At 39.9% G+C, this 18,053-nt stretch carries 12 protein-coding genes; 10 read left to right on the top strand and 2 right to left on the bottom strand.

Going from position 1 to position 18,053, the window contains the following annotated elements; genetic code table 11:
* The 7 genes from FHS19_RS34285 to FHS19_RS34255 all read left to right on the top strand — a co-directional run.
* Positions 1 to 285: hypothetical protein (locus FHS19_RS34285; RefSeq protein WP_183587934.1), on the top strand; the 285-nt coding region annotated here is incomplete at its 5' end.
* Between the two features lie 122 nt (positions 286 to 407).
* The gene (locus tag FHS19_RS34280; protein WP_183587932.1) at positions 408 to 1,385 is read left to right on the top strand and encodes a hypothetical protein; all 978 of its coding nucleotides are present in this window, start codon (positions 408 to 410) and stop codon (positions 1,383 to 1,385) included.
* Between the two features lie 377 nt (positions 1,386 to 1,762).
* A complete protein-coding gene (locus FHS19_RS34275; protein WP_183587930.1) occupies positions 1,763 to 2,230 on the top strand; it encodes an NUDIX hydrolase in 468 nt (155 codons plus the stop codon).
* A 139-nt stretch (positions 2,231 to 2,369) separates the two neighbouring features.
* Positions 2,370 to 2,603 (top strand): Stf0 family sulfotransferase, encoded by a 234-nt coding sequence (locus tag FHS19_RS34270; protein WP_183587928.1) that lies wholly within the window; start codon positions 2,370 to 2,372, stop codon positions 2,601 to 2,603.
* Positions 2,604 to 2,930: 327 nt separating this feature from the next.
* Positions 2,931 to 4,211 (top strand): amidase family protein, encoded by a 1,281-nt coding sequence (locus FHS19_RS34265; RefSeq protein WP_183587926.1) that lies wholly within the window; start codon positions 2,931 to 2,933, stop codon positions 4,209 to 4,211.
* Between the two features lie 508 nt (positions 4,212 to 4,719).
* A complete protein-coding gene (locus FHS19_RS34260; RefSeq protein WP_183587924.1) occupies positions 4,720 to 9,849 on the top strand; it encodes an ATP-binding protein in 5,130 nt (1,709 codons plus the stop codon).
* Positions 9,850 to 10,182: 333 nt separating this feature from the next.
* Entirely contained in the window at positions 10,183 to 11,322 is a 1,140-nt protein-coding gene (locus FHS19_RS34255; RefSeq protein ID WP_183587922.1) for a DUF120 domain-containing protein, read from the top strand.
* Between the two features lie 440 nt (positions 11,323 to 11,762).
* Here the strand turns inward: FHS19_RS34255 and FHS19_RS34250 are convergent, their stop codons facing one another.
* Complete coding sequence (locus FHS19_RS34250; RefSeq protein WP_183587920.1) at positions 11,763 to 12,698, bottom strand: DUF4037 domain-containing protein; 936 nt, start codon at positions 12,696 to 12,698, stop codon at positions 11,763 to 11,765.
* A gap of 87 nt (positions 12,699 to 12,785) precedes the next feature.
* Positions 12,786 to 13,466 carry a stalk domain-containing protein gene (locus FHS19_RS34245; RefSeq protein ID WP_183587918.1) on the bottom strand — a complete coding sequence of 227 codons (681 nt, stop codon included), beginning with the start codon at positions 13,464 to 13,466 and terminating at the stop codon, positions 12,786 to 12,788.
* 232 nt (positions 13,467 to 13,698) lie between these two features.
* Between FHS19_RS34245 and FHS19_RS34240 the strand changes: the two genes are divergently transcribed.
* The 3 genes from FHS19_RS34240 to FHS19_RS34230 all read left to right on the top strand — a co-directional run bounded on the left by FHS19_RS34240 (position 13,699) and on the right by FHS19_RS34230 (position 18,045).
* Positions 13,699 to 14,187, top strand: a complete 489-nt coding sequence (locus tag FHS19_RS34240) for a hypothetical protein (protein WP_183587916.1) — start codon at positions 13,699 to 13,701, stop codon at positions 14,185 to 14,187.
* Positions 14,188 to 14,793: 606 nt separating this feature from the next.
* Positions 14,794 to 15,246: a DinB family protein gene (locus tag FHS19_RS34235; RefSeq protein ID WP_183587914.1), complete on the top strand. Its 453-nt coding sequence runs from the start codon at positions 14,794 to 14,796 to the stop codon at positions 15,244 to 15,246.
* Positions 15,247 to 15,639: 393 nt separating this feature from the next.
* A complete protein-coding gene (locus FHS19_RS34230) occupies positions 15,640 to 18,045 on the top strand; it encodes an excinuclease ABC subunit UvrA (RefSeq protein ID WP_183587912.1) in 2,406 nt (801 codons plus the stop codon).
* Positions 18,046 to 18,053 lie beyond the last annotated feature (8 nt).

Raw genomic sequence — 18,053 nt, 5'->3', positions numbered from 1 at the left:
GGCTCTAACCTGAGAGGAGAGTTAATTATTAATAAACATTTTATAAGCAGCTTTGTGTTCGCGCTTTTAGGTGTAGTACTTATATTTGTAGGCTTTGCAAAAGGAAGAGCTCTGGCAATACAGTTTTCTAAGCCTCCTAACACTCAAGCGTGGATTACTTCAAATGGACTAATGAATGCATTCACTTACACACCTGTTGCTTTAGGAATAACACTTTTAATTCTATCTTTGATCATCTTTACAATTACGTTTTGGTTTGAAAATAAAGATGGAGGCGGTGCCTGATATGGCTTCAAAATTCAAGCCTTTGCAGCAAGTAACGGCTCTTCAGGTAGGCTGGTAAACCACGAGTCACGAGTCTATTCGAACCAGTGATGGCACGACTGTGACGATCGTGACGCTTAAACTTGGACGTATTCAAAGCTCCTATTCTTTCTTCTCTAAGAGATGAGCAAAAAGATATTGATCAAATGATCATAATTCCTCCTGTCGTAGAGAGAAATACATCCGATAAAGAGGAAATCATAGACAAAGTCAAAGAATATCTCTCAGAAGACAGATATCATATTAAATTGGATGACATAGTGAATCAACAACTGAGACAAATGTTGACCTATCTCGGTGAAAACTTCTCTATAGAAGGCATTATTAGCCAGGATGAAGTCCTTGAAAAGTTGAAAAAATATGAGGATGCAAGTGAGAATTTACAAACGATAATGGCAGCTATTGCTTATTGGGGAGATGAGAGAAAAGAAGTAATTGTAAGGAAAGTTATCAGTCGCCTATCCGAAGCCAACGAAACTCGCTCAGGAAGTGTAGTTTTGCTTAATCTGAGGTGGTATCCTTTGATACTAATGTTGTATAGTACTGGAATCAGTGCTATAGCTACTGAAAATTATGGAATGCTTGCTACTTTGCTTACAACTAAAGTTAGAAATGAACGGCGTGGTAGAACTCAAGAAATTATAAAGGTTTTCCCTCACAATCGAGAATTTGAGGAAATATTTAAAGCAATTCCTGATCATGATCGTATGTATGTACCTAGAAGCGAATACTTGTTCAAGGAAATTCAACCTGTCCTTGATGACTTGTTTTTCATGGGAAAAAGTTATGAAGAAACCTTTGATAAATTTGAAGTTTTTTATGCCTTAGTCTACGCAGATATTTACTATGATGGTGAGGATCGTGTTTGGGGACCGCCAGGAAGATTCGCATGGAAACATTCTGCCTATCAAGACAGTGTTTTAAATGATTTGATAACAGAAGCAGAACAAAAGCAGAATGAATGGTTGCCGTTAAAAGCAGGTCTTTTCGGCGGTTCATATGAGAGATTTAAACTTATTAGTAGTAAGTATGTTTCGTTAATTGAAAAGCTCCATTGGTAATAGGAAGAAGCTGCCGCGCTGATGATGTCGAAGGACAAGAACATAGTCCCATTGAAAGTCGCTATGTTAGCGGCTTTTTTGTTTTATCGGTACAAATTCTTGTCCCGAGCTCAGGACAAGAACTTGTTCCGATTGCCGTAATAGACAAGAACATGAGCCGATTACCGATAAGATAAGTATTTAACATCCATGCAATCTCATTAAGCTAACGGGCAGGATAATGTAATGATTTCTAATATATTTCCATGCACAGGTTACAAAAATCCATCCTACATCTAATACACAAAATGTAAACTATTATTATGATTTATTTAAGTTTTATTTCTGATGGCTAGAAATGCAATAATAAGGGGTTTACTAAAATGGAGGGTGTGTAAATGGATTACATACAACATTTAAGGTCAATGGTAGGAAACGAGAAGGTTATTATGGTTGTTGCGGGTGCATTCGTTTTTGATATAAAAAATCGAGTACTGATGCAGAAACGTTCTGATACTGGTCAATGGGGTTTTCCAGGTGGGTTTATGGATTTAGGAGAAAGCGTTCAAGATACAGCGAGAAGAGAAGTCTACGAAGAGACAGGTCTTAAATTGGATGTACTTGAGTTATTTGGGATTTATTCTGGTCCTCAATATGACAAGACATTTTCTAATGGCGACCAAGTATCACTGGTTCTAATATCATTTATTTGTAAACAGTATAGTGGTGAGTTAGTTGAAAGTAACGAGGAGTCGATACAGAATAAATTTTATTCACTTAAAGAGTTACCAGAGAATATTTTCACCGAACATAAGATGCTTATCGATGATTTATTATCGAAAAAACAACTACCGATTATTGGGTAAAAATAAATTAATAAACGGATACAATAGCACCATGAGGAGTAGGCTGCCGGCAAGGATCGATAGCCGCGTTGCGCTTACGGGCAGGATAGCATAATATTTAGCAAGAATAGAGGTCAAAAGTGGGGGAGTAAATGAAGTTTTGCATAGCGTCCAGTCTACCGGGTACGGTATCAAGCCTTTTAACGTCGTATACGAAGATTTTATTCAGGACTATGAAGGAACCGTTATACGTGTGCTGGATTTCTTGGGCATCCAGGCGGATAACGTAAAGATTCACCCCCCTGCATTCGATAAACTTGCAGACGATACGACAAAGCAATGGGTGCAGATGTGTAGGCAGGAAAGCCAGAAGGGATGGGATAACGTGCGATAGTAACGTATATCATCCGCAACTCCATGGTAGGTGTAAGACAACAAAACCTGCACGCTTAATAACCGCGTAACAGCGGTTTTTTGTTTAAACGATATATGTTCTTGTCAAAATTCGACGACAAGAACATATATCGTTTGCCGAAGAAGACAAGAATGGATATGGTTAGCCAGCTGATTAAAGGGGGCAGTTAAACTTATATACATTGTTGGATTCATGTTGGCCAAATGAGAAATAAATTAGATAACTTTTTTTAAAAAATGCATTGCTTTTTATAGTAAATATAATTACTCTATAAAGTAAATACATTCTAATTGGGAGGAATAACCATTGTTACTTCAGAAAGCATCCTTGATCGATAATAATGAAGTTTCATCAAATGATCATTTGGCCGAAATGTTAAACCGATACGCTACAATAGAACCATATGTAAATGCTTTTGTTCGAGAAGTAGATCTTAGTGAGCGATTGCTTCTTAATATGGAGAATTTATTACATACATTTCCTGATGAGAAACCAGCACTTTTTGGTATTCCCTTCGCAATAAAGGATTTAATCCATGTCGATGGATTACCAACTCAGGCTGGTTCCAATTTGCCTGTAAATATTCTGACCAGGAAAGAAGGATCTTTTATTACGAATCTCCGTTCAAAGGGGGCCTTAATCGCGGGTAAAACCGTAACAGAAGAATTTGCATACCACAGTGTGACCCCGACACGAAATCCCCATAACATTGAACACACGCCTGGTGGTTCTAGTGCAGGATCTGCGGCTTCAGTCGCTGCAGGTATATGTCCGATAGCTGTTGGCACTCAAACCCTTCGTTCTGTCATTGCTCCCGCTTCGTTTTGCGGTGTAGTTGGGTTTAAGCCCAGTTATGAACGTATTGCATTAGATGGCGCTATTTTGCTTTCCCCTTCATTTGACACCATCGGATTTTTTACGCAAAACATAGAAAGCATGATTTATGCAGGTACTCATTTAATTCCTAACTGGCGTCCTTTTCACTCTAATCGAAAGCCAACTCTGGGTGTTCCAAAAGGCCAATATATGAGCCTGATGTTCGATGATGTTAAATGTGCTTTTGAAAAACAGCTTGAAACCTTGGAACGTGCAGGTTTTGCCATTCGTTATGTAGAGATGCCTTGGGATGAAGACTTTATAACGGGTGATGGCATGCTTCGAATGGTGCAAGGTGAGATGGCTCAAGTTCACGAAAGTTGGTTCCGACAGTATGAACATTTATATGGTTTTCCGGTTCAGTCAGCAATCCGAAAAGGCCAAACCGTACTATTGGAAGAATTAGAACGATACCGTGCTGGCCAATTGAAATTAAGGATGGATCTGCAGAATTCAAAGGTAAAGAACGGTATAGATTTGTGGATTTCTCCTGCTCAAGGAGGAGTGGCACCAAAAGGCTATAAAAAAACAGGATGGGCGGGAATGACTGCAATCTGGACATATGCAGGTCTTCCTACGATAAGCTTGCCTTTGGCAAAAATAGATGGAATGCCTTTAGGTCTCCAATGTATTGATACATATGGCAATGACGAGATTTTATTATTTTGGGCAAGAGAGTTAGTTTGGAATTTGCAGTCAGAGCAAAGGTAACGAAAAAGAAGGGTGTCGCGAGTTCTATGCAAGGGGGAACGATAGTTGAATAAACGACCAAGACTAAGCTGCCGGCGCTGATCGGTGGCTTCATTACGCTAACGGGCAGTTTAAGTTCATTAACATTTTGTAAATAAGGTACTTACGTATGAAGGATTAACAGTCAAGTTATCGAAAGAGACCCTGTAAAGAATGTCCTTTTTTAAAGACAGAAATATGCGAAAATCATTAAGTGAGGGTCGGTTATCAGGAATAGTGATTCACTATTGAGCAATGTATATGGAAGTATTCCCATGTCATAAAACAATTGATTATGGGGATTTAGATGATGATGGTATTCCAGTTAATAGGTCTGAAGAACAACATTGCCTCGATTCTATGGTATATTTACAGAAAGTAGGACGCCCACATGTAAGCCAGCGAAGAAGTTATCGTTTATCCTGTAAGTGCATACAAAAAATTGGACCTAATTGGTATATTTTAATATAAAGAAGGAGAAGAAAAGCTTATGAGTGAACCAGCCAAGCAACAAAGTAATCCATTCTCTACCGGTGGAGGTGGAGGGAACTTTGAGACACGTGTCCAAGCAGCGTTTGTTGTCCTGATGCTAACTGGACGAATAGCTCCCTGCCTACCGCCTTGGCCGATCACAAGAATAAAACTTCAAGGTCGTTACGCGGGTTTCCATACAGATGACTTCATTGTGTATACACAAGATCCACTATCTGGGACTGAGGCGAGATTACTAGCACAATTAAAACATTCTATTAGCATTACTGAGGGAAATGATACCTTTGGGGAAGTAATTCAGGCGGCTTGGAATGATTTCAATGATCCGTCTCTTTTCAATATTGAAACCGACGCTTTTGCTCTAATTACTGGTCCTTTAAGTGCTGCTGAAATCAATAACACTCGTACTCTTCTGGAATGGGCACGGCATTGTGTGGATTCAAAAGAATTTTTACATAAAGTCAATACTAGTGGTTTTAGCAATGAAACAAAGAGAAGTAAGTTAGAGGTCCTTAAATATCATCTGAAAAGATCTAATGGCGGGAACGATCTTTCTGATGAACAACTTTGGAAATTCTTAAAAAGCTTTCATCTACTTGGGTACGATTTGGATACGGAATCGGGAAGTTCACTTTCTCTTATACAATCATTGATCGCACTAAGTTCCACGGAGAATGCTTCTTTACTATGGTCAAGTATATTAGATGCAGTTCAAACAGGAAACCAAACTGCAGGGACACTCACCCTTGAAAATTTACCGGAAGGTATTAGAAGAGAATTCAACACAGTAAAGTACTCTGAATGGGATCAAGATCTTAAAAAGCTGAAAGCACATGGGGAGTACATTATCGAGGGAATCAAGTCGGATATTGGTGAAGTTCATATCAATCGTACTGAGTATTTCGACAAGATCATTGAGGTAACTGAAGGCGATAAGTTTGTTTTTCTAACAGGGGAACGTGGATGTGGCAAATCAGGCTTGATAAAGGAATTTGCAGAGCATATGAAAGATCGCGCTCCGGTTTTTTGTCTTCGTACAGAGGATTTGGACAAGCCGCATCTTGATCAGGTATTTTCTGGAATAGGCTTATCAAGCTCTCTAAATGAACTTGAGGCAGGATTCGCCTTGATCCCCAAAAAGTATTTGTTATTAGAATCTCTTGAAAAGCTACTTGAACTAAAGAATACTGCTGCATTTACAGATCTCATTCGATTTGTGCTGAGAAACCAAGGATGGACAATCATTGCTAGTGGACGTGACTATGCTTATCAGCAAATAATGTTCAATTACTTAAGCCCGGCAGGTGTGAAGTGCTCCTCATTATTAATAGAGAATTTTAAAGACGAAGAAATCCAGACACTTTGTGCTAGATTTGAACATTTGCAACCGCTTTCGCACAATCAGTTGCTTAAGAACCCATATTATGCAGAATTGGCGTATAGAGTTGTTGAAACTGGTACTCGCTTCTCTAGCAATGATGGTGAACGAGAATTTAAAATTGCGGTTTGGAGAAATGTAATCTCGAAGGAACAAGTCCGGATAGCTGGCATGCCATTAAAACGAATAAGGACGTTTATCGATATTGCTGTTAGCAGAGCGAAACAGATGGTTTATGGTGTGCCGGAAATTAGTTTCGATTATGATGCTTTATTAAAGCTGGAAGAGGATAATTTAATTCGTCGGGACTCATCGAATGGATTGGTCAGTCTGTCGCATGACATTCTTGAGGATTGGGGACTTGAACGTTACATCGATGAGGCTTTTCAAGCCAATTTCAGAAGAAGTGTTAGAGAGTTTCTTAATGCGATAGGACACGAACCTGCCATGAATCGGGCATATCGCTTATGGTTACAGCAGAAAATGAAATCTGGCGAAAGCGTTTCTCATCTTATTATTCCCATTTTGAATGATAAGACAATCGAAAGTTGTTGGCGAGATGAAACTATTACAGCGGTACTGCTTTGCGATAATCCTTATGATTTTCTAAATGAATTGAAAAACCAACTTTTTGAAAATGACGGCGAACTTCTGAAGCGTTTCTGTTTTATACTTCGCATTTCTTGTAAAACGCCAAATCAAGAATTGGTAAAACAGTTTCCAGATGAAATAGCAGGGAGATTAAGTGCGATGTTTCTTAAACCTTATGGAGTGGGATGGCAGGCCATTATTCGTTTCCTGTTTGAAAACCGAGTTTTCGTTGTACAAAAGTTTGTCCCCTCTGTAACGGCAGTTTTAAAAGACTGGTCTGCTTTAATTCATATCGATAAAGAACTACCTGATTTATCTCGAGAAGCGGGTTTGCTGGCTTTGCATTTACTCGATATGCTTAAGGATTCATATCGTGATGAAGGTGACAGAAAAAAAATACTCGGAGTAATCATCGGAGCTGCCCCAGTCATCTTTAATGAATTCAGTGAACTTTTAGATAGAGATGTGTTTGTTGATGTTGATGGGAGACGCCGAAAATCTTATGTTAAAGAATTACTTGAGTTGGCTTTAACGGGTATAGAAACAATCTATTTATGTAAGCATATTCCAGACACAGTGATCAGGCTTGCAAAACATGAATGGGCAATTAATGAAAGTAAACCGCATAATATATGGGATCAATTTAGACATAAAGACGTACCGGAATACTTTGGACTTGATAACAATAGATCACAAGCCTTTTCTCCTGCCAGCGGAGCCAAGGGACCTTTTGTGCATCTTCTTCGCTTCCATCCAAGGAAAGGATTAGATTTCATTATTGAACTTTTAAATTATAGCGCTGAGAAATATGCTCATTCTGATTTAGATTCACCAGAAGAAAAGTATTCACTTCTTCCTATAGAAATTTATCGATCAGATGTAGAACAAATCGAGTTCATATTGGATGACGGTACAACGATTAAACAGTACTCATCTCAAAGACTGTGGGATGCCTATCGTGGCCATTCTGTGGTTCCGGCTGTACTTCAATCTGCTCTTATGGCATTAGAGAATTGGTTGATCGCCACAGTGGAAGGTACAGATAATATGGAAGCGATCGAATGGATTTTCAACCATATTATGAGAAATAGCAATTCGGTAATGCCAACGGCAGTATTAGTTTCAGTTGCCACGGGTCATCCTGGTAAACTAGCAAAGGTTGCATTTCCTCTTATGAGAGTGCCTGAGCTGTATGAAATGGACTTGATTAGATCTGTCCATGAAATGGGAGAGAGAGGACCGAACTGGCATGCACTAAGTAGGGACACGCTGGCAAAAGTTTATTCTGAAGAACGGCGTACCGCGGCGTTGAGATCGTGGAGAAAAGAGCATCTTGAGAACTTGATAACGTGCCTTCAGTTTACTGAGCATAGGGAAGAGACGCTTACAATTATTGATGACCTTCGTTCGAGAGTATCTAGTGACGAGAGTTGGCAATTTAGGTTCCATCGAATTGACAGTCGAGGATGGGAGCCGGAAGTGGACGAAGAAAACAACCAGATAGTGTTTACCTCTAAAAATCTGGAACCTCATTTAAAAGAAATTCAACAAAAGAGCGAAGCACAGCAGGAAATTACTAACCGATTTATGGCACTTCTTCTGTGGTCAGAAAAGGTACTGAAGAATGAACCTCTTGAGAGTGAATATTTCTCCAACTGGAGTGACGCGCTAAAAGAGTCAAAAAGCTTGTATACAATTGTACTTAATGGTGAATTAAATGAGTTTTCACGATTGCACCCTGACGCTATAACAAAAGCGGTTACTATCTTCATTAGGGATCATTCTACAGAGATGGAAGAAGATGATCTATCTTGGTGCAAAGAGCTTTTAACTCAAGCAGTGTTGAAAAATGCAGATAATGAGGGCAGAGATGTCACTTTAGATAATACGGATCTCTATGGTGCTTCTGCAGCAGCTACAGTGCTTCCAAAGATTTTTGATTTTATAGAAGAAACTGATAAATATTTTGTTAAGAACCTGATAGCTGTTGCTCTCACACATTCGAATTCTTCTGTCAGAGTAGCTGCTTCGAATGGTGTAAAAATGCATTTATGGGTGCGTGATTCAGATTTTGCCGACAAATGTGTTGCAGGTGCTATCGAATTTTCCAAATTGGAGTCGGAGGAGCTTTCAAAAAATAGGAATCTTGCATGGGAAGATTTTAAAAATGATGAGGGCGATGAGGAATCGCTCTCTTGGGTAAAAAATTTCCGTAACCGGCTCGTAAGCGGAGATGTTACAGCTGATATTGAAAGTATTTCTTTCCTTACACATAGTCCGTGGAACATTTTAAACTCCTGTTTGATGATTCCGGATGGGTCTACTGAACCTGATCACATTTTGCTTTTTTCTCGAATGCTAATTCTCTTGTTTGAAGCTGAGGAAGCAAAGAGAGCACATCGTTATGAACAGGAAAATGAATTAAATATTCCTTACGAATTACCGATTAAGTTTGCAGAAAGGTTCGCTAACTACTTTTTAAGCATTTTTGATTCTAAAACAAATGTGTTTATTGAGGAGTTACGGTGTGGATGTGATTCTGCACCAGAATTTATGAGTTCGATTTTGCTCCACATAGAATACCAATCTGAAAAATTGGGCAATAAGGAAATTTATTGGAGACTTTGGAAACAGCTTTCCGACAAGGTTCAAGGTATTTCTTTAGATATTGCTAGTAAACAAGGTTTGGGCTACAGGGGTGATGATAGGACTAAATTGATCCGGAATATGCTGCATGTAGATCTTTCGTGGCAAAAAGTCGACTATGAAAGTCAAGACATTGCTCTTGGTAAGGAAGCGATAATAGAATTTGTTAAAAACACAGGTGTAAATTCTGATGTTTTTGAAGCAATGGCTTCCCTCATGTATCACTTCCCTTCAGTTTTCCTTGACCCTGGATTGTTAATTATTTCAAAATACCAGAGGGATGTAGGTGGAACGCAATTACTTTCTGGGGTGAATACAACTTATTACTTGCTAAGGTGTATTCAGCGGTTTTTATTAGTTGATAATACTGAGACGATATCAAGTGAATGGTATCAAGCATGTTTGATTTTACTTGATGCAATTGTGGAAATGGCTTCTTCGGAAGCATATTACCTCCGAGAGCATCTAATTAGGTCACGTAGAATTGTTAACGGTCTTGCAGGACTTTATTGAAATTAAACAGGATAGCCATAAGTAAAGCTCATATTGGTAATGTGAAAGGTGAACTTTGAGTCCCAATAATCATAAATGATTATCGGGACTTTTTTTATTTTCACATGGGAGGTGAGTGAGGCCGCTACACCATGGTCGGTAGGTGTTGGGTGACAAAAACATAGATAACATTCCCGACTGATGACAAGAACATGGTTACATTCCCGATCTGATCTCATCGATGGCGGCAGACGCCCTTTTATTAAACTAACGGGCAGGATAGTTACAATAAATGGTTGAATTATAAATGGAATAAGCAGCACTCCAAACATGCTCTAGGAGGTGTAAGCCATTTTGAGGTCATTATTTATATTTGGGGACATAGGTGATAATTTTGATGTTACTTCGTTGCCATTTATACAAGCCGCATCCGTTACTAATGAATCCAGAATCTGCGTGTTAGGAATTGGCGGACCATCCTGGGATACATATTTTCAGAGAGTTTTTTATGAGCGTTGGATTAGATTAGGGGTCAAAAATGTAACACCTATTACGCTAGATGTGAATTCTGAACCTTCGATAGATGTATATGAAGAACTTAGCAACTGTACAGGATTGCTGATTTGTGGTGGAGACACACGTGAGTATTATAAGACTTGTGTCTGCAATTCAGAAATGAAAAATAAAATCAATTCATTATATAGAAGTGGAATCCCCATTGCTGGAGTTTCGGCAGGTGCATTAATTTCTAGTTCACCATGTACTGTGTGGGGGAGTAAGGTAACGTCACAGGATAACGAATTTATTGTAAGAAGTGTCTATGATAATACAGTTCCAGAACAGGAGTTAATAACGGGTGATGGACTTGGACTTTTAACGGGCTGTCTTATAGAGCCTCATTTTAGTGAATACGGTGGTTTTCCAAGATTATTAGCTGCCATGCAGAAAACTTCAATGCAACAAGGGATTGGTTGTGATGAACCAATATGTCTTGAAATAAAAAATGAATTGCATGTAAAAATTTATGGAAGAGGTCGTACATACTTCATAAAAAAGGATACAAACATGAACCATCATACTGTCCAAGTTTTTGAACCAGGACAAGAGTTTTACCTGAGTAAGACTTTAAGAGGCAAGGTCGTTAGTGGGCAAGGTAACTTCTCTTACTGGATAAATAAGTTGAGTAGTTACTTCAAAGCTAAGACAGGAATGACCTTATATCCTGGTACATTAAATATCATGCTCGATGAACCTTATGATTTGCCTACAGATGTTATTCGATTAGAAAAAGAAGAATACGGCGGCTCCGTTTCAATCAGTATTCAAGATTGTGAATTTTTGGGGAGAAAAGCATTTATTCTTAGGACAGACGGCAATGCATCCGGAAATGGTGATCACCCTAAATCCATTATTGAATTGGCAACTGACATAAAATTAAGGGATTATTACAGTCTTATAGATGGTGACATTGTAGAGGTTAATTTAAACTACTGAGGAACGATAGTTGAATAACACTCGAAAATAGCTGTCGACGCTGATCGGCAGCTAATCGTTATTGACCAGTGAAGGGATGTTAAGCATAAACAATCTGTTAAACTAACGGGATACGATAGCTCAATAAAGACAAGAAACCAGCCGGTCACTTTGACCGGCTGGCTTCATTCAACTAACAGGCAGAATAGTGTAACTTCTTTTAGCATCGCTTTACTTACAGCAGTGAAATTCGCGTACCCGCCGGATCCGGTGAATATCATCGAGAACAGATTTGGGCAATACTTGTCGTCCGTTAGCACCACATTTGTCCTTGAATTCCATTTCACGTGCCTTTATGCCGGGAATCAAAACGCCTACACGGTGCCTTTTTGTTCGTCTGGTATCGTGTAGGTATTTTTTATTACGTCATAATAAAATTACGAGAGCTGTATCCAAAAAAGTCAATGATTTGAGCCACTCTGAATTTCGCTTTTCTTAATTGATCTTTGGACTCCCCTTGCATATTTCAACAGTTCATTATCTTCATAAGCAACATAAGCATCAGGTGGAAGAGGAGGATCAAAGGGTTTAAATCCAAGAGAGGCGACTTTTTCTATATAAACCTTTTCTATCTCAGACGCTAATCCACCCAACTTCATTGGATTGTCTAAACCTTCAACCAGTAATGTTCCTATCCCTTTACCAAAATCAGGCAACTTAGAGAACTCAGTATACAACCATTTTTCATAAGGAGCATATTTTTTACTTAATAAGAAACCGGATTTCATGGCATATTCCGCAAATCGCCCCCAATTAAACCGAGCCGAGGTAATATCACCCCGTATCACAGCTCTTTTAATATACTTGACGCTCCATAACCAGAGATTTGATAAGGTTTCTGACAACCTCATTTTCCAAATATCCTCAGGGTACGTAGCGAATTTTTGAAATCGTCGGCTTACCTCGCCACTCGCATCATAAAAAATCGGACGATGTGTAATTTCGAAAAGATTTTCTTCTTTGATGTTTAACCATTCCAAATCATTTTCTGGAGCGTCTTCATAACCGGTAATCTGCTTAATATATGAATTGATTTCGAATATAGGACAAGCGCGTTGAGCTCCTTTGGACCATTTGTAATTCAAGTACTCCTTGGGAAGTTTGTCTAATGTCTTTTGTAAACTTTCTCCATACAGGTCCTTATTTTCCTTGCTTAACCATACACCAAATCCTGGTCCCCATCCGTGATCTCTTGAGACTTCATCATCATTTCCATGACACTGAGATCCACCAAACAACCCAGCTGCTAAAAACGGCAAGACTTCAGGAATCTCTTTTTTTATTTGGGGGAGACCAATTTCAAAAAAGAATTTTTCGCAGATTTCAAGACCCTTCATAAAACACCTCATTTGATTGGATTTATGTCCATAGCCCAAGGAGATTTTAGTCTACGCCATTTATTATACATCTTCAGGTATGCCGGATTAGCGTTCGCGTCCATCAAGAGTTAATCCTGGGAAAACAGTATAGGATTTTATTACTTCTTTCCCTTTTACCCAAATGCCATCGATTAGATAAACACCTTTCTTATTAAAAACATCAATATCTAATTGAAGCTTCTCAAAATGAGTCGGGATTACCTCCATATTAGTGTACTTCACTACTTCCACGCGGAATTTAAACCTGTAGGGATCATCTAGAGTGCCGATAAATTTCGCATCGATAATGCGGTAGTCAATGATCTTGTCTTGGACCTTCGATATGATGGTTTTCGGGTCTACAAAATCACTTTTGAATGTTGACGTTACCAAATCATCGTAACCGGTTTCTTTAGTGTTATAATAGTTAAAATACGAATGGAATAAATTATCAATTTCGATGATATTAGTACTGATAAAATTTAAGTCATCGTTCCAAATATCTGGTTTCGAATTAATGATTACGGACTGCGTTTTCGCATTCCATTGGACACCCGACCCCAGTGCCTTCGAAATCGTACTGATAGGGACGAGAACACGCCCGTTTTCATTTTTGGGAGCAACATCCGCTGCAGCCTCTTTACCGTCGACGATGATTTTGATTTTACCAGTCGCCGCAAAAATTGTGCCGCACAATAAGATTGAAGCCATAAGAACGGTAATCCCAACAAGAATTTTATTTTTCAAAATGTAATCCCTCCGAAAAATGCCTTAATCTGAATCGTCTTACAGTATAAGAACGCAAACAAAAGAATAAAGTTACAAAACCCAACGGGCTTCATTTGAAACAGAATTTCTAAGTTTCGATTTAAAAGACCTTACATCCATTTATTACACTGGAAGGCAAAGTTCTTTATTTTATGGTAAAATTTACATATATGAAAGTATATAGTAATAAAATAAAAAGGGAAGTGTACTTATGAATAAAGTTACATTAAGCATTGCTACCCTAATATTTTCGGCAACATTTCTAGCGGCTTGTGGAAATCAAGAACAAGCAGTATCCAATAATACCGCAGAGTCTGTCACTCCGGATACAGGTTCCATAACAGAAACAGATAACAGATCTACACTCTCCAGTAGCGATAACGTCAAATGGAGTGAGATTAAAGATCCGCTAATTGATGATGCCATAAAAGAAAAGCTCAAGGCATCAATTGAGGCGATCGTCGCTAAGGATGTACAAGCGTTCCATAAGACGCTAAGTCCGAATATCGGTACCGAGCATGACTATCTCTTAGACAATCCCGTAAATTTCACGGATGTTGATAAAGCGCATGAAGAAGGCGGGCGCACTCTGGTGCAAGTGAGAGGAAAAGAACAAGGTGATGGAGCAAAGGAAATGGGATATACATTCTATTTTGAAAAAGATCAAAGTGGTGAATGGCAGATTATAACCATAGACTAAAGATTCCTATCAGACACTATAGGAAAGAATAAAGTAAGGTGAACAAGGAGGGGTTCAAATAAAAGCAGATAACTTTTTACCGGTTATCGGGTGGGCAACAACAACAACGGGGATATTATATTTCCCACCAATATTACAGTTCTTTTGGGGTGTAGAATCGGCGGAATTGAGCTTAATATGGTGTTTTATTCAAATCTTTTTGGGAATCGCGATATACTCAAAAGGTTGGCATCGTATGCGAAAGCCCATATTTTTACTTAATTTCACGTATCAGTTGACTTGGGGGTTTTTAATAATAGACCAAATGGCAAGAATTCCAGAAAGATATATTGAATACTCACCTTATCTGTTACATCTTGTAATCGCTTTTAGTTCAGGGTGGTATTACTGTAAGTACAAAAACAAATTATCCTCGTTAGGCTAACGGGAAACGATAGTTGAATAATCGACCAGGAAGAAGCTGCCGGTGCTGATCGGCAGCTTCATTACGCTAACGGGCAGTACAGTTTAATCCAAGGCACAAAAGTCAGAACAAACGTTCTTTACATATGTGTTGTTAATGGATAAAATTAACTTATTTGCATATCTGAAATGGAGGTTAAATAAATGAGTAATAAAGCAGCTTTAAGTTATGGTCAGACAGCAGAAGAAATACTGAAGTATAAAGAATTCGATGAACAACGTCTTCTTGAGCCAATAAGTGAGGGTAAGTGGTCAGTCAAGGAAATCATAGGACATCTATATTATTGGGATAAGTTCATTTTAGGGAATCATGTACCATATATGAATGAGGGTGCAAACTTGAACGCTTTCCCTGATCATGACTTACATAATAGAGAAGCCATCGAATACATAAATGTTTTTACAACAATAGGTTCTTTAATAGATGAGTTTGTCCTGAATCGAAGACTATTAATTGAAGCCATATCTGGAATCGACAGTAATGCTAAGTTCACAATTGGTTCTGGGAAACGTCAATTTACAGTTGATAAATACTTGAAGATATTCATTGATCACGATATCCATCACCTTAAACAAATGAATGGGCGACTAAGCTAACGAGAAACGATAGTTGAATAAACAAACGTTTGAAGAAGCTGCCGGCGCTGTTCGGCAGCTTCATTACGCTAACGGGCAGTTTAGTACAACAAGCCTGCTGCGGCGATTGGAAAATGAATTGATAAGTAGTGAGAACTTATTAGATACAATCATTTTTCGAAAAAATTCCATTGAAAAGAGGGGATTATTTACTTAGTGGAGAATGTATGTTTCCATTAATGGAAAATGGGGAGGAGGATAATGGTGAACAAGGTAACTGACAATGCATTGATCAGTGAAATGCTAGAAAACGATGAAATAACCGACAACTCGGATTCAAATATCGCATGTCACTCTAGGATTCAGACGATATGTAGGAAGAAATTTTTCTAGGAGATGCGAGGTAGATCACATATGAATCCCATTCGAATCCGAGATGCGAGACTCCATAACTTACAATCGTTATCCCTAGATATTCCAAAAGGGAAATTCGTAGTTATTACTGGAGTCAGTGGATCAGGGAAATCGACGCTGGCGTTTGATTTGCTCTATCGGGAAGGCAGACGCAGATATGAACGGGCTATTGGTTCGTCTCCAACGATGGAAGAGGAACTATACGATGCAATAACGGGCATCGTGCCAACCGTCGCTGTTGAGCAGGGGATCATTAGGCAATCTAATCCTCGAAGCATGGTAGGGACGCGGACGAGATTGCTTGGTCTGATGCAGCTTGTCTACTCGCTTGGTGGGCAATATCAGTGTACATGTGGGGAACGAACGGATCATTCCCGAATTTGCCACGCTTGTAGGCAACAGACGGAAGCACTATCTGTTGAGTGCTTTAACTTTCTTTCGCCGCAAGGCATGTGTCTGCGGTGCTTGGGTACAGGAAGCATCTCCACATTAACGGAAGAGCAGGCGCTAGTCGAGCGGCATTTCGAGCGGTATTCGATCATCCGGGGAACGCCAGGCAAGTTGAAAGATGGCTTGAGACGACTTGCGAAAGCCTATCACTTCGATCTCGATGACTCCTATTATCATCTAGCTCACGAAGTTCAACAAGCCTATCTCCATGGGGACCTATCTGTTGGATACGAAGGATTAATGCCTTTCCTGAGAAGGATCCAACTCGGGACAGACAGTAAGGCTAAGACAATCTGCACTTCTTGTCACGGCGCTAGAATCGGAGAAGAAGCAAGACAGGTAACTATTGCAGGACTGGATATTAGTGCGCTGGCCGAGAAGACATTGAATGAACAAGCCGATTTCTGGGAGGCACATGAATCGCGAATTACCAATGCGATTCCTAATCTCGCGCGTGTGTTGCAGCAAATTCGGAAACAGCTTCATGATCTCAGCGATCTAGGGTTGTCCCACCTCTCATTATATCGGCGTACACCTTCGTTAAGCGGCGGAGAACTCCAGCGACTGTTTCTTGCATCACATTTGGAGTCGGAGCTGGAAGGTCTCATCTATATTTTTGACGAGCCTACAGTTGGATTGCATGAGAGAGAGAAAGCGAAGGTCATCGATCGGTTAAAAGAACTTCAACAGCAAGGGAACAGCGTCATCGTTGTTGAGCATGATCTTGGTGTGATTCGGTCAGCCGACTGGATCATCGAGATCGGTCCGGGAGCAGGGACAGAAGGAGGCAGACTTGTCTACGAAGGAGACTTGGAGGGCTATTTGGAGTGCGTGACATCATCTATCGCACCTTATCTTCAAACGAAAGCTGGCACGATCCATGAAAGCTATTCTGTGTTTCGTCAAGGGATGCCAATTACCGATACAACGCCCAGACTGACAATCAAGCATGCTATAACCCATAATCTGAAGGATATAACTGTCGATATACCACTAGGGAGGTTGGTCGGCGTAGCTGGCGTTTCGGGAAGCGGAAAAAGCTCGCTGATCTCCGCAACGTTGGTCCCACTTCTCGAGCAATGCTTCACACGATCCAAGATTGCCGCTGAAGTGGAGATGGAGGAAGCACACTCTGATGAAGAGCAGCTGTTAGAAATTAATCATGCGGGAACAGCACTCGAAGGCCAATCCGACCTAGGCGGCGTATCTGTCGTTACCCAATCCCCAATCGGGCGGTCTAAGACATCCACGCCAGCAAGCTACATCGGGATCTTTGATCATATTCGTGGGTTTTTCGCTCATCTGCAATCGTCCAAGGAACAGGGATTCACTGTAGGGGATTTCTCGTTTAATTCCACTGGTGGATGTTCTGAATGTCAAGGTGAGGGATCCATTCAGAAGGAGACGCGTGGATATGTCTTTACATGGACTTGTCATGTGTGCGGGGGATTGCGATACCAACGAGATGTACTGGACATTAAGTTAAATGGTAAGAACATTGCGGAAGTGCTTGAGATGTCGGTTACAGAAGCGATCAACTTTTTCGCGCAAGAAACTCGGATTTCTGAACCACTTCATCTATTAGAGAAGATCGGCATGGGATATTTAAGGTTAGGACAGCCGGCGACAACAATTAGCGGTGGTGAAGCGCAACGGATTAAGCTTGCCAAAGCTTTAGGAAGAAGCCGTAGTGGCGGGATACTCTATATTCTGGATGAACCTACATCGGGACTTAGCTGCGCGGATGCAGAGCGGCTCATGGACGTATTGCGAAGCCTAGTCGATCATGGTAATTCGGTGTTGATTATTGAGCATGATTTGTCGGTGCTAAAGGTATGCGATTGGATCATTGAACTCGGTCCAAACGGGGGAGAGGAAGGTGGCAGAGTTATAGCTGAAGGTTCGCCTGCTGAGCTTATGCGTCAGCCAAATTCCATAATCGGTACATATTTCTAAGGAGGTCG

Origin of the sequence: Paenibacillus rhizosphaerae (assembly GCF_014192015.1) — a bacterium.
GTDB lineage: Bacteria > Bacillota > Bacilli > Paenibacillales > Paenibacillaceae > Paenibacillus_AQ > Paenibacillus_AQ rhizosphaerae.
The sequence above is the reverse complement of the archived record's forward strand: the minus strand, read 5'-3'. Positions and strand labels throughout refer to the sequence as shown.